Annotated in this window: 14 protein-coding genes; 4 read left to right on the top strand and 10 right to left on the bottom strand. The window is 64.8% G+C overall.

Annotation, left to right across the window (positions count from 1 at the left end):
- Positions 1-52: 52 nt before the first annotated feature.
- The 9 genes from BRA471DRAFT_RS04995 to coxB form a co-directional block, all read right to left on the bottom strand.
- Positions 53-418: a nuclear transport factor 2 family protein gene (locus tag BRA471DRAFT_RS04995; RefSeq protein ID WP_007605071.1), complete on the bottom strand. Its 366-nt coding sequence runs from the start codon at positions 416-418 to the stop codon at positions 53-55.
- A gap of 331 nt (positions 419-749) precedes the next feature.
- The gene (locus BRA471DRAFT_RS04990) at positions 750-1,502 is read right to left on the bottom strand and encodes an SURF1 family protein (RefSeq protein ID WP_007605069.1); all 753 of its coding nucleotides are present in this window, start codon (positions 1,500-1,502) and stop codon (positions 750-752) included.
- Positions 1,499-1,900 carry a DUF983 domain-containing protein gene (locus BRA471DRAFT_RS04985; protein WP_007605067.1) on the bottom strand — a complete coding sequence of 134 codons (402 nt, stop codon included), beginning with the start codon at positions 1,898-1,900 and terminating at the stop codon, positions 1,499-1,501. The genes BRA471DRAFT_RS04990 and BRA471DRAFT_RS04985 overlap by 4 nt, the downstream gene beginning before the upstream one ends.
- A 100-nt stretch (positions 1,901-2,000) precedes the next feature.
- Positions 2,001-2,897 (bottom strand): cytochrome c oxidase subunit 3, encoded by an 897-nt coding sequence (locus tag BRA471DRAFT_RS04980; protein ID WP_007599437.1) that lies wholly within the window; start codon positions 2,895-2,897, stop codon positions 2,001-2,003.
- A 78-nt stretch (positions 2,898-2,975) separates the two neighbouring features.
- Positions 2,976-3,626 (bottom strand): cytochrome c oxidase assembly protein, encoded by a 651-nt coding sequence (locus BRA471DRAFT_RS04975; protein WP_007605063.1) that lies wholly within the window; start codon positions 3,624-3,626, stop codon positions 2,976-2,978.
- A 5-nt stretch (positions 3,627-3,631) separates the two neighbouring features.
- Positions 3,632-3,808, bottom strand: a complete 177-nt coding sequence (locus BRA471DRAFT_RS04970; protein WP_007599435.1) for a hypothetical protein — start codon at positions 3,806-3,808, stop codon at positions 3,632-3,634.
- A complete protein-coding gene (locus tag BRA471DRAFT_RS04965) occupies positions 3,805-4,749 on the bottom strand; it encodes a heme o synthase (protein WP_007605062.1) in 945 nt (314 codons plus the stop codon). The genes BRA471DRAFT_RS04970 and BRA471DRAFT_RS04965 overlap by 4 nt, the downstream gene beginning before the upstream one ends.
- Positions 4,750-4,809: 60 nt before the next feature.
- The gene (gene ctaD, locus BRA471DRAFT_RS04960; RefSeq protein ID WP_007605061.1) at positions 4,810-6,435 is read right to left on the bottom strand and encodes a cytochrome c oxidase subunit I; all 1,626 of its coding nucleotides are present in this window, start codon (positions 6,433-6,435) and stop codon (positions 4,810-4,812) included.
- Between the two features lie 87 nt (positions 6,436-6,522).
- Complete coding sequence (coxB, locus tag BRA471DRAFT_RS04955) at positions 6,523-7,362, bottom strand: cytochrome c oxidase subunit II (RefSeq protein WP_007599432.1); 840 nt, start codon at positions 7,360-7,362, stop codon at positions 6,523-6,525.
- A gap of 447 nt (positions 7,363-7,809) precedes the next feature.
- On the opposite strand from coxB, the gene BRA471DRAFT_RS04950 reads away from it, so the two are divergent.
- From BRA471DRAFT_RS04950 to BRA471DRAFT_RS04935, 4 genes are all read left to right on the top strand, one after another.
- The gene (locus BRA471DRAFT_RS04950) at positions 7,810-8,355 is read left to right on the top strand and encodes an invasion associated locus B family protein (RefSeq protein ID WP_007605060.1); all 546 of its coding nucleotides are present in this window, start codon (positions 7,810-7,812) and stop codon (positions 8,353-8,355) included.
- Positions 8,356-8,473: 118 nt separating this feature from the next.
- Entirely contained in the window at positions 8,474-9,901 is a 1,428-nt protein-coding gene (tldD, locus tag BRA471DRAFT_RS04945; protein WP_007605058.1) for a metalloprotease TldD, read from the top strand.
- On the top strand, positions 9,898-10,674 hold the full coding sequence (lepB, locus tag BRA471DRAFT_RS04940; protein WP_007605057.1) for a signal peptidase I: 777 nt from the start codon (positions 9,898-9,900) through the stop codon (positions 10,672-10,674). The genes tldD and lepB overlap by 4 nt, the downstream gene beginning before the upstream one ends.
- A gap of 54 nt (positions 10,675-10,728) precedes the next feature.
- On the top strand, positions 10,729-11,295 hold the full coding sequence (locus tag BRA471DRAFT_RS04935; RefSeq protein ID WP_007605056.1) for a nucleotidyltransferase family protein: 567 nt from the start codon (positions 10,729-10,731) through the stop codon (positions 11,293-11,295).
- A gap of 124 nt (positions 11,296-11,419) precedes the next feature.
- Here BRA471DRAFT_RS04935 and BRA471DRAFT_RS04930 read toward each other — a convergent pair whose 3' ends face one another.
- Complete coding sequence (locus BRA471DRAFT_RS04930) at positions 11,420-11,992, bottom strand: PAN domain-containing protein (protein WP_007605055.1); 573 nt, start codon at positions 11,990-11,992, stop codon at positions 11,420-11,422.
- Positions 11,993-12,041 lie beyond the last annotated feature (49 nt).

The raw sequence follows: 12,041 nt of genomic DNA, 5'->3' as shown, positions 1-12,041 counted from the left end.
CGCGTCAAAACAGAATCTAGAGTTCGGTTCTGATTCAATCAGAACCGAAACTCTAGCACGCGCAGCCAAGCTGCGCGTTCTGTCGCGCCGGCTCGCACAAGGTGGTGCGGATCTTGCCGTCGGGGCTAAAACAAAATGAGGCGCGAATGCGCAGCGCACCGGCGACGGAATATTCGAGATCGACGCCGTGGGGTGCAGGATGGATTTCCTCCAACCCGAAACCGGCCGACGAGAAAGCGCTGAGCCGCGGCTGCCAATAGGCTTCGAGCTCGCTCCGGCCGCGATAGCGCTGCGTGCCGTTACACGTGCATTCGACCTGGGCGTCGTCCGCATAGAGGTCGAGAAGCGTCGCGAGGTCGCCCTTCCTGCAGGCATCCACCCAGTCGATGACAATTCCCATCTGGTCGAAATCGCTCACGCTGCAATCCTGTCTGCCGCGGAAAAACGATGGCGGCTTAGGACCACACTCGTGAATGTCCAGTGAATGGTAAACCCCGGGCGATACCGGGTTCCCTGGCAGGGCTGTCGCATATGAAGAAAAATATGGCTGGAAGCTCGACTGCGGCCATCCTTCGAGACGCCCGCCTGCGGCGGGCCCTCAGGATGAGGACGGAGTATGTGGCGGCAATTTCGACAGGCACAGCTGCCAGTCAGCCTCATCCTGAGGAGGCCGCGAAGCGGTCGTCTCGAAGGACGAGGCGCTCGCTCAGGCGTCCGATAGCCTTGGGCTCCCTGCGAGACCTCGCAGTTCAACCCCGTCGCCGCCCTCTTGCCCATACGGCGAAGGCGATGAGCACGGCGCCTGCAAGCGTGAACCAGGTGATGGCGTATTGCAGGTGATCGTCCCTGAGATGCACGTCGAGCGGTCCCGGCCGCGGAATGCCGTTCTCGGGTGCCGGCTGCTCGAGATCGACATAGAACGGCGCAACCGCGCCCCAGCCCAGCGTGCTCGCGATCGCCACGTGATCGCGCACGAACCACAGCCGCTTGTCGCGGTTCGCCGCCGGGGTCAGCCAGCCAGGTGACTCGGGGAAGCGCAGATAGCCGGTGAACGAGACCGCCTGCCCCGTGACGAGCTTCTTGACCGCGCGATCCTCGACGCTGCGATCCTGCATGGTGTTTTCGACGAAGCCCGCATCGATGACCACTGTCTCGCCGCTCGGCAGCCGGGCCGGCACGAACGCCCAGGTGCCGGGGCCTGACGCATCCTTGCGTACGGCGGATCCGGGGGAATAGACCATCGCATCGGGTAACGGCGCATAGGTCGCGGTAAAGCTGACACGGCGGAATTCATCACGCGCGGGGCTTAGCGCGGGCCATCGTGCCGGCGGCGGCAGAGCGATCGGTGCCTCCGCGAGACGCTCGGTGAGGGCGGCGATCAGCTCGTGCTTGGCGAGGCGGCGCTGCAATTGCCAGATACCGAGCACGATGCAGACCGCGGTCAGGAATAGCGTGAACAGCGCGAAGCCGGCCACGCGGGGCTTGCGCACGGTCTCGTTCATTTCGCGCGGTCGACCAGCCGGCCCGGCGCCGCCTTATGGTGGAATTGCAGCGCGATCAGCAGCGACTTCATCGCGCGCAACGGCAGCAGGGTGGTCGCGAGGATCAGCGGCAGCCACAGCACCGCGTGCAGCCAGTACGGCGGCTGGTACTTGACCTCGACGACGAGCGCGCAGCCGACCACGATCGCGCCGGCCAGCATGATGATGAAGATCGCCGGACCGTCACCGGAATCGATGAAGGCGTAGTCGAGGCCGCAACGCTCGCAGGACGGCGCAAGCGTCAGGAAGCCCGCATAGAGCTTGCCCTGACCGCAACGCGGGCATTTGCAGGCAATCCCGCGCAGCGCGCTCTGCAGGACGGTGGCTTGCGACTCGGACGTGTCGTCGGCTTTGTTCATGATGACAGGGTCTATCACAGTTTCTGCCGAAACCCCTGCGCGCAAAAAAGCAAAGGGGCGGCCCCGGGGCCGCCCCTTTCTAGATCCGAAGTCAGCCCGCTCAGTGCGCGCCGTGGGCCATGGTCTCGGCGCCGTGTCCCCAGACATAGATGCAGAGGAACAGGAACAGCCAGACCACGTCGACGAAGTGCCAGTACCATGCGGCGAACTCGAAGCCGAGATGCTGGGTCGGCGTGAAGTGGCCGGCATAGGCGCGGAACAGGCACACCAGCAGGAAGATGGTGCCGACCAGCACATGGAAGCCGTGGAAGCCGGTCGCCATGAAGAAGGTCGCGCCGTAGACGTTGCCGCCGAAGGAGAATGCCGCGTGGCTGTACTCATAGGCCTGCACGCAGGTGAAGAGCGCGCCGAGCACGACGGTGAGGATCAGGCCGTATTTCAGGCCCTGGCGATCGTTCTCGAGCAGCGCATGGTGGGCCCAGGTCACCGTGGTGCCGGAGGTGAGCAGGATCAGCGTGTTCAGGAGCGGCAGATGCCAGGGATCGAAGGTCTCGATGCCGTGCGGCGGCCAGGTGCCCGGCACGGCGCAGGCGCCGGCCGCGGTCCCGAGACCACAGCCGAACACCGCATCGCGGGTGGCGTGGACGGCGTCGGCCGGGAATAGCGCCGCGTTGAAATAGGCCCAGAACCAGGCAACGAAGAACATCACCTCCGAGGCGATGAACAGGATCATGCCGTAGCGGTGATGCAGCTGCACGACGCGGGTGTGGTCACCCTTGTACTGGGCTTCCCTGATCACGTCGCCCCACCAGCTCGCCATGGTGTAGAGCACACCGACGGTGCCGACACCGAAGATGATCGGCGCAGCCGAGAACATGTGGTGCATCCAGGTGATCGCGCCGACCGCCATGATGAAGGCGGAGATGGAGCCGACGACGGGCCATGGCGAGGGATCGACCAGGTGGTAGTCGTGATGCTTGGTGTGCGCCGTTGCCATTTGCGGTCTCGCTCCTCAATCCCGTGCCTGTCAGGCACTTATCCCCTTATTTCCAACCCCGGCGCGTGAGCCCGGAGATCAGAGATTTCCCTTGCGTTTGTCGTTTTCGCTGGCCGCGAGCGGCTTCACCACCGGATCCTTCACCGGATAGAACGTGTAGGACAGCGTGATCGTGTTGAGACCGTCGTTCTCGTGGTCGTCGGCAATCGACGGATCGACGTAGAACACGACCGGCATCTCGCGCTTCTCGCCGGGCGCCATGGTCTGCTCGGTGAAGCAGAAGCAGTTGATCTTCTGGAAATAGGATCCGACCGTCAGCGGCGCGACATTGTAGGCGGCCTGGCCTGCGGTGGTCCGCGCGGCCTGGTTGGTCACCGTGTAGAAGACGGTCACGACCTGGCCGATATTGACCTCGATCTCGCTCTGCTCGGGCTCGAACTTCCAGGGCAGGCCGGGCGCGACGTTGGAATCGAAGCGCACCGCGATCTTCCGTGCGATCGGGCCACTGGCCGGCGCCGAGGTCGCGACCTGAGTCGTGCCGTTGAAGCCGGTGGCGCGGCAGAACCAGTTGTAGAACGGCACCGCCGCGTAGGAGGCGCCGACCATCAGCGCGACCACGCCGCCGCAGATCGAGGCGACCACCACGTCGCGGCCAAGCCCCTTGGCGGGCCTGCGCCCCCTAGTGGCCGTCCGGCTCTGATCCTGCGATATGGCGGGCTTCTGATCCATATTTCCTACATCGGCCGGACGAGCACGGCCGGCCCCTTGACCATGGTCACGGCGAAGAACAGCACCACGAGCACGCCGAGCGCGAGTGCGATCGCGATCGAGCGCTGACGACGGCTCTTCTTCTGCGCCTCGGTGAGGACGATTCCATCTATCTCGGGTTTGTCGGCCATTCCTGCGATCATGCGCCCCCTACCATCGGCGCAAGCGCCCGGAACACGACCTCGGCCAGCAAGGTCGCAAACAGCGCGAACAGATAAAGGATGGAGAACGCAAACAGCTTGCGGGTCGCCCGCAGCGATTGGCTGCGCTCGCGGCGGACATAGACGTTGATGGCGAACGCGAGCATGCCGGCGCCGAGGATCAGCGAGACGATGCCGTAGATGGCGTCGAAATAGCCGAGCGCCCAGGGCGCAGCCGCGACCGCGATCAGCACGATGGTGTAGAGCAGGATCTGAAGCCGCGTCGCGTCGGGGCCGGCGACGTTGGGCAGCATCGGAATGCCGGCGCGCGCGTAATCGTCGGAGCGGAACAGCGCAAGCGCCCAGAAGTGCGGCGGCGTCCAGAAGAAGATGATGGCGAACAGCAGCAGCGGCTCGACGTCGACCGTGCCCGTGACCGCGGCCCAGGCCACCACCGGCGGCAGCGCGCCGGCGGCACCGCCGATCACGATGTTCTGCGCGGTCCAGCGCTTCAGGCCGATCGTGTAGATCACGACGTAGAAGAAGATGGTGAAGGCGAGCAGCGCGCCCGCGATCCAGTTGACGAGGATGCCGAGCGTCATCACCGAGAAGAAGGCGAGCGTCATGCCGAAGGTCATCGCCTCGGGGCGGGTGATGCGGCCGCGCGGAATCGGCCGGTTCGCCGTGCGCGACATCTTGGCGTCGATATCGCCTTCGAGCGCCATGTTGAGCGCTCCGGACGCGCCGGCGCCGACCGCAATGCAAAGCAGCGAGGTGAAGGCCAGCACCGGGTGGAAATGCCCGGGCGCCATCGCCATTCCGACCAGCGCAGTGAAGATCACCAGCGACATCACCCGCGGCTTCAGAAGCGCGATGTAATCGCCAACCTCCGCTTCGGAGATGCGGGGATTGATGTCGATGGCGTTGTGGTCGAGGACGGACACTAGACTGACTCGCTTCGTTGTCGAGCCGCGGCGCCCGTCACGGGCGCCGCGAGCACTGGCTTACTGCACGCGGGGCAGCACTTCGAACTGGTGGAAGGGCGGGGGCGAGGGCAGCGTCCACTCCAGCGTGGTCGCACCTGCACCCCACGGATTGTCGCCAGCCGGCACTTTCTTCGCGAAGGCGTCGATCACGCAATAGAGGAAGATCAGCACGCCGAAGCCGGAGATGTAGGAACCGACCGACGAGACCAGGTTCCAGCCCGCGAACGCGTCGGGATAATCGACATAGCGGCGCGGCATCCCCGACAGGCCGAGGAAGTGCTGCGGGAAGAACACCAGGTTCACGCCGATGAAGGTGACCCAGAAGTGCGCCTTCGCGAGCCCTTCATTGTACATGTAGCCCGACATCTTCGGGAACCAGTAGTACCAGCCGGCGAAGATTCCGAACACCGCGCCGAGCGACAGCACGTAGTGGAAGTGCGCGACGACGTAGTAGGTCTCCTGGAGCACGCGGTCGACGCCGGCATTCGCCAGCACCACGCCGGTGACGCCGCCGACGGTGAACAGGAAGATGAATCCCACCGCCCAGATCATCGGCGCGCGGAACTCGATCGAGCCGCCCCACATCGTGGCGATCCACGAGAAGATCTTCACGCCGGTCGGGACCGCGATGACCATCGTGGCGGCGACGAAATAAGCCTGCGTCGCCGAGGACATGCCGACCGTGTACATATGGTGCGCCCACACCACGAAGCCGATGCCGCCGATCGCGACCATGGCGTAGGCCATGCCGAGATAACCGAACACGGGCTTGCGCGAGAAGGTCGAGACGATCTGGCTGACCATGCCGAAGGCGGGCAGGATCAGGATGTACACTTCGGGGTGACCGAAGAACCAGAACAGATGCTGGAACAGCACGGGATCGCCGCCGCCTTCGGGGTTGAAGAACGTCGTGCCGAAATTGCGGTCGGTGAGCAGCATCGTGATCGCACCGGCGAGCACCGGCAGCGACAACAGCAGCAGGAACACCGTCACCAGGATCGACCACACGAACAGCGGCATCTTGTGCAGGGTCATGCCCGGAGCGCGCATGTTGAAGATGGTGGTGATGAAGTTGATGGCGCCGAGGATCGAAGAGGCGCCCGCCAAATGCAGCGACAGGATCGCGAAGTCGACGGCCGGGCCCGGATGGCCCGAGCTCGACAGCGGCGCGTACATGGTCCAGCCGGCGCCGACGCCGTTGGCGCCCGGCTCGCCCTCGACGAAGGTCGACATCAGCAGCAGCGCGAACGAGGCCGGCAGCAGCCAGAACGAGATGTTGTTCATGCGCGGGAACGCCATGTCGGGCGCGCCGATCATGAGCGGCACGAACCAGTTGCCGAAGCCGCCGATCATCGCGGGCATGACCATGAAGAAGATCATGATCAGGCCGTGGGAGGTCACGAACACATTGTAGGTGTGCGTCTCGTGGAAGATCTGCACGCCCGGATACATCAACTCGGCACGGATCGCGATCGACATCGCGGCGCCGATGACGCCGGCGATGACCGCGAAGATCAGGTACATCGTGCCGATGTCCTTGTGGTTGGTCGAATAGACGTAGCGCCGCCATCCGGTCGGATGGGCGTGCTCGTCATGTCCGTGGTCTTGCGCGTGATCGCCGTGTGCCGCTGCGCTCGTTGCCATTTTCTAATCCTGCCTTGCGTCCCGATCGGACCTCTGGAGGTCCCGCCTTATGTCGCTTTCAGTTTCCTCGAACCCTTCGCCCGGCGCTCACTGCGTCGGGCCGGCGGTGGAGGCGTAGGTGCTGGTGCCGCCGCTCGCGTACTTCTTCTTCGCGGTCTCGACCCAGGAGGCGAACTCCTGGTCGCTCACCACGCGGATGGCGATCGGCATGAAGGCGTGGTCCTTGCCGCACAACTCCGAGCACTGGCCGTAGAACATGCCGGTCTTGGTGGCCTTGAACCAGGTCTCGTTGAGCCGACCCGGAATGGCGTCGATCTTGACGCCGAAGGACGGCAGCGCGAAGGCATGAATCACGTCGGCGCCGGTGACCTGGACCCGGACCACCTTGTTGACGGGCACCACCATCTCGTTGTCGACGCCGAGCAGACGGGGCTGCTTGTCCTGGGCCATCAGCGAGTCGAACTCGAACTTGCCGTTATCCGGATAGGCGTAGGACCAGTACCACTGCTTGCCGGTCGCCTTGATGGTCAGATCCGCCTTCGGCACGTCGAGTTCGAGGAACAAGAGGCGGAACGACGGCACCGAGATACCAACCAGAATCAGCACCGGAACGAGCGTCCACGCCACCTCGATCAGCGTGTTGTGCGTGGTCCGCGACGGCACCGGATTGGCTCTCGCGTTGAACTTCACGACCACGATCACGAGCAGCGCCAGAACGAACAGCGTGATCAGCGTGATCAGCACGAACAGGAAATTGTGGAACCAGACGATGTTGTCCATCACCGGGGACCCGGACTGCTGAAGCGTCCACTCCCACGCAGCCGGTTGCCCGAGCTCGGCAAATGCCGCACCGCCCGTCGCCAGCGTCAGACCCGCCACGGCCAATCCCAGCAAGTGCCGGCCCACCGGGCCCATCGACATCTTCATGCCGTTCGCGCTCCCCTAACGAAATCACCCCAAGTGCATTCCCCTATTTTCGGGAAACGCTTTATTCGATCCCCCCGTCTGACAAACCGCCGCGCAAGAATACCTCTAAGAGGAATTGGGCCAGATCGCTAGAACGCCGAAATCAAGCCTCTCAAACCATAATTCTTGATCTATCGCAATGCAGTCTTGAGCCTCGCCTGTCAGCCATCACCCGCAAGATATTTCCTAGTAACATCAGACAAAAATACCGTTTCCCGAGATGCTGCGCCTTGACAGCGGAATTGCCCGCGGTAGGCACTGGCAGACAGCCGCACCGGAACCTGATTCGTGCGGGCAACGGCGGCCGTGGCGGCGTGGAATTTGCTTGCGAATCGCCTTCAAGACGCCGTCATTCCCGTATCAGTCCGCCGGGTGCGAGCGACCCAGGCGAGCAGAGGGACCGACCCGATGGGGTTTTCGAGATCCATGGCAAGGCGGGCGACAAGGCGGGCTGGCGGCCTGACGATGCGGGCTGGCCTGCTGGCGGCGGTGGTCGTCCTGGCGCTTCCGCGCCTCGCCCATGCGCAGGGCGCGGTGCGCTCCGTCCATGGCGACTGGCAGATCCGCTGCGACACCCCGCCGGGCGCCCAGTCCGAGCAATGCGCCCTGATCCAGAGCGTGGTGGCCGAAGACCGCTCCAACGCCGGCCTGACCGTGATCGTCCTCAAGACCGCCGACCAGAAGAGCCGCCTGATGCGGGTCGTCGCCCCCCTCGGCGTTCTCCTGCCCTCCGGCCTCGGCCTCAAGCTCGACAACCAGGATGTCGGCCGCGCCGGCTTTGTCCGCTGCCTGCCCAATGGCTGCGTCGCCGAGGTCGTCATGGACGACAAGCTGCTCGGTCAGCTCCGCACCGCCAAGACCGCGACCTTCATCATCTTCGAGACCCCGGAAGAAGGCATCGGCTTCCCGCTCAGCCTGAACGGGCTCGGCGAGGGATATGACAAGTTGCCGTAGGGTGAAGGGCGGTTAGCCCCGCGATTCCTATTGTTTCCGTAATGTGAGACTTGGCGCCCTCGCGGAACTGCCGGGAAACCATTATCTTGCCTCACATCCCCCGATAATGGACGGACGCATGACCAACCCTGCCACAACCTCCCTGCTCGACCGCGCCAATCTCGACCGCGATCAGGTTCGCAACGAGCTCGCGCGCGGGCTTGCCGGTGCCGACGACGGCGAATTGTTCCTGGAATACAGCCAGACCGAAGCGCTGATGTTCGACAATGGACGGCTGAAGCAGGCGACCTACGACACCTCGCAGGGTTTTGGCCTGCGCGCCGTCAAGGACGACGCCGTCGGCTACGCGCATTCCTCCGACGTGTCGCTGCCGGCGCTGATTCGCGCCGCGGACGCGGTCGCGGCCGTGCGCGGTGGTTATTCCGGCAGCTTCGCCGCGCCTCCAGCGCATACCAACGTGCGGCTTTACAGTGACGACAATCCGCTCGATGCCCCCGGCTTCGAGACCAAGGTCAAGCTGCTCGCCGAGATCGACGCCTATCTGCGCGACAAGGATCCGCGGGTGCGGCAGGTCAGCGTCAGCCTGGGCGCGACCTGGCAGGTGGTCGAGATCCTGCGGCCCGACGGCGAGAGCTATCGCGACATCCGCCCGCTCGTGCGGGTCAACGTCTCCGTCGTCGCCGGCCAGGGCGACCGCCAGGAGAGCGGCAGCAAGGGCTATGGCGGCCGCGCCGGCTACGCCGAATTCATCGAAGCTAAGTCCTGGCGCGACGCCGCCGACGGCGCGCTGCGCGAGGCCCTGGTCAATCTGGAATCGATTCCCGCCCCCGCCGGCGAAATGGACGTCGTGCTCGGGGCCGGCTGGCCCGGCGTAATGCTGCACGAGGCGGTCGGCCATGGCCTCGAAGGTGACTTCAACCGCAAGAAGACGTCAGCGTTTGCCGGCCTGATGGGCCAGCAGGTCGCGGCCAAGGGCGTGACCGTGGTCGATGACGGCACCATTGCCTCGCGCCGCGGTTCGCTGTCGATCGACGACGAGGGCACGCCGACCAACCGCACCGTGCTGATCGAGGACGGCGTCCTGGTCGGCTACATGCAGGACCGTCAGAACGCGCGCCTGATGAACATGAAGCCGACCGGCAACGGCCGCCGCCAGGGCTATGCCCACGTGCCGATGCCGCGCATGACCAACACCTACATGCTCGCGGGCGACCGCGATCCGGCCGAGATCCTGGCGTCGGTGAAGAACGGCGTCTTCGCCGCGAATTTCGGCGGCGGCCAGGTCGACATCACCTCGGGCAAATACGTGTTTCAGTGCACCGAGGCCTACAAGATCGAGAACGGCAAGATCGGTGCGCCCCTGAAGGGCGCCATGCTGATCGGCAACGGGCCGACCGATTTGCATCGCATCCGCATGATCGGCAACGATCTCGCGCTCGATACCGGCATCGGCACCTGCGGCAAGAACGGTCAGGGCGTGCCGGTCGGCGTCGGCCAGCCGTCGCTGTTGATGGAACGCATTACGGTGGGTGGAACAGGCGGATGAGCGTCGAGAAGATAACTGCCGCCACCAAGCGGAAGAGCAGCGGCTGGGCAGGCCAGCTCGTGCAGCTCGCCGGCATCGTCGCCGCGGTGTTCATCGCCAAGGGCGCGCTAGCCGAGCCGTTCTATGTGCCGTCGGGCTCGATGGAGCCGACGCTGTTGATCGGCGACGCCTTGATCGCCTCGAAATTCCCCTACGGCTACGGCACCTCATCGCTGCCGATCCAGATCAACCTGCCCGAGAGCGGCCGCGTGTTCGCGGAGACGCCGAAGCAGGGCGACGTCGTGGTCTTCCGCTGGCCCGGCGACCGCTCGCAGGCCTGGGTCAAGCGCGTCGTGGGCCTCCCCGGCGACCGCATCCAGCTGCGTCAGGGCCAGCTCTTCGTCAACGACCGCCCCGCCGAGCTGAAGCCTGACGGCGTTGGCGCCGCCGAGGACGACAATGGCGGCAGCGAACCCGCCTATCGCTATGTCGAGACGCTGCCGAACGGCGTCTCGCATCTGATCTTCAAGATGCGCGACAACGGTCCGCTCGACAATACGCAGGAAGTGACGGTGCCGGCAGGCCATCTCTTCGTGCTCGGCGACAACCGCGACAACTCCGCCGACAGCCGCGTGCCCTTGCGCTCCGGCGGCGTCGGCATGCTGCCGATCGACAATCTGGTCGGCCGTGCGGATGCCGTGCTCGGATCCTGGGATCTCGGCATCCGGGGCCAGCCGGTGTGGACCTGGCTGTCCGGATTTCGCATGGCGCGGTTTTTCACCGCCGTGCATTGAAGGCCGGAACGTCCTCACCTCTCTCCCGCACGCGGGAGAGGGAGCGCAATAGTGATGGTCCGCGACGAATTTCTGGCTCTCGCCCTGCGAAATCCGTTCAACGCAGCGATCCTCGATGAAATCCATCGCCTCGCGCTGCCGGATGCGTGGCTCGTCGCGGGCTGCCTGGTGCAGACGGTGTGGAACGTGCTCACGGGCCGCCCAATCGATCACGGCATCGCCGATTACGACGTGTTCTATTTCGATTCCGACACCTCATGGGAGGCGGAAGACGCGGTGATCCGCAAGCTGCACGCGCAGCTCGCGCATCTCGGCCCCAAGGTCGAAATCCGCAACCAGGCGCGCGTGCACCTTTGGTATCCCGGCAAGCACGGTCTGCCCTATCCGCCCTTGATGCGCGCGACCGACGGTATCGACCGCTTCCTCACTGAGAATACGCAGGTGGGCATCCGCCCTGCCGGTGGGGATTTCGACGTCTACGCGCCGCACGGGTTCGACGACGTCGCGAAGCTGATCGTGCGACCCAATCGGGCGCCGAATTTTTCAGCCGCCAGTTACGCGGCGAAGGCGGCACGCTGGAAGACGCTGTGGCCCGAGATCACGGTGATCGCGGCAGAGTGAGATGTCCGCTTTACCCTCCTCGTCATTGCGAGGAGCGAAGCGACGCAGCAATCCAGACTGCCGCCGCGGAAGCAATTCTGGATTGCTTCGCTACGCTCGCAATGACGGTGGTGAGAGCTGCATGCTATCTCACCACGCCCGACGTGAACCCCGCCTTCCGCCGCGGCGGCTTGATTTCCTTTTTCAGGAAGCAGCGCGCTTCGCGTCCGGTGTAGCCGGGGCGCGCATAGGTGAAAGCGCGGCATTTATTGTCGGCGGTGCAGGCGGCCTTGCAGCCTTCTTCGCCTTCGCCGTCCTTCATCTCGAAATTGCGCAAATCGCCGCCGGGGCGGTCGATCGAGGTCTCCACGCCTTCGACACGCGGCTCGATCACGCCGGCGCCGCGCACACCGGAGATGCAGCAGCTTCCCGGCACCCGCGCAGGCACCGTGTTCTTCAGCCAGCACACGGCCGAGCCGCCTTCAACGTCAGGATAGCTGAAGCTCCACGAGCGGCAACGGCGGTCGCGCTCGCACAGCAGTGCGCAATCCTCGGGATCGCCCGACGTGACCGGGGTGCTGAAATAGTCTCCGCCTGGCCGATCGAACGCCGTCTGGGCGCGCGCAGGCCAGCTCGCAAACGCGAGCGAAAGCAGCGCGGCGCAGGCCACGACGCTTGCCAGGACGCTTGCCATGACGGCCAGGCGGCCCTTCCCCATCGGAACAGCTTTCGAGTTATTGACGACGCTCGGGTTTTTCAGCCGGCCA

This window comes from Bradyrhizobium sp. WSM471 (assembly GCF_000244915.1).
In the GTDB taxonomy this organism is placed as follows: domain Bacteria; phylum Pseudomonadota; class Alphaproteobacteria; order Rhizobiales; family Xanthobacteraceae; genus Bradyrhizobium.
Note: the sequence above shows the minus strand (reverse complement) of the source record. Positions and strands in the feature narration are given on the sequence as shown.

Bases quoted from the DNA above. Each gene is read 5' to 3' on its own strand.
- BRA471DRAFT_RS04990 (WP_007605069.1), bottom strand. From the start codon at position 1,502: ATGAACGAGACCGTGCGCAAGCCCCGCGTGGCCGGCTTCGCGCTGTTC.
- BRA471DRAFT_RS04985 (WP_007605067.1), bottom strand. From the start codon at position 1,900: ATGAACAAAGCCGACGACACGTCCGAGTCGCAAGCCACCGTCCTGCAG.
- BRA471DRAFT_RS04980 (WP_007599437.1), bottom strand. From the start codon at position 2,897: ATGGCAACGGCGCACACCAAGCATCACGACTACCACCTGGTCGATCCC.
- BRA471DRAFT_RS04975 (WP_007605063.1), bottom strand. From the start codon at position 3,626: ATGGATCAGAAGCCCGCCATATCGCAGGATCAGAGCCGGACGGCCACT.
- BRA471DRAFT_RS04970 (WP_007599435.1), bottom strand. From the start codon at position 3,808: ATGATCGCAGGAATGGCCGACAAACCCGAGATAGATGGAATCGTCCTC.
- ctaD (WP_007605061.1), bottom strand. From the start codon at position 6,435: ATGGCAACGAGCGCAGCGGCACACGGCGATCACGCGCAAGACCACGGA.
- coxB (WP_007599432.1), bottom strand. From the start codon at position 7,362: ATGAAGATGTCGATGGGCCCGGTGGGCCGGCACTTGCTGGGATTGGCC.
- BRA471DRAFT_RS04950 (WP_007605060.1), top strand. From the start codon at position 7,810: ATGGGGTTTTCGAGATCCATGGCAAGGCGGGCGACAAGGCGGGCTGGC.
- tldD (WP_007605058.1), top strand. From the start codon at position 8,474: ATGACCAACCCTGCCACAACCTCCCTGCTCGACCGCGCCAATCTCGAC.
- lepB (WP_007605057.1), top strand. From the start codon at position 9,898: ATGAGCGTCGAGAAGATAACTGCCGCCACCAAGCGGAAGAGCAGCGGC.
- BRA471DRAFT_RS04935 (WP_007605056.1), top strand. From the start codon at position 10,729: ATGGTCCGCGACGAATTTCTGGCTCTCGCCCTGCGAAATCCGTTCAAC.
- BRA471DRAFT_RS04930 (WP_007605055.1), bottom strand. From the start codon at position 11,992: ATGGGGAAGGGCCGCCTGGCCGTCATGGCAAGCGTCCTGGCAAGCGTC.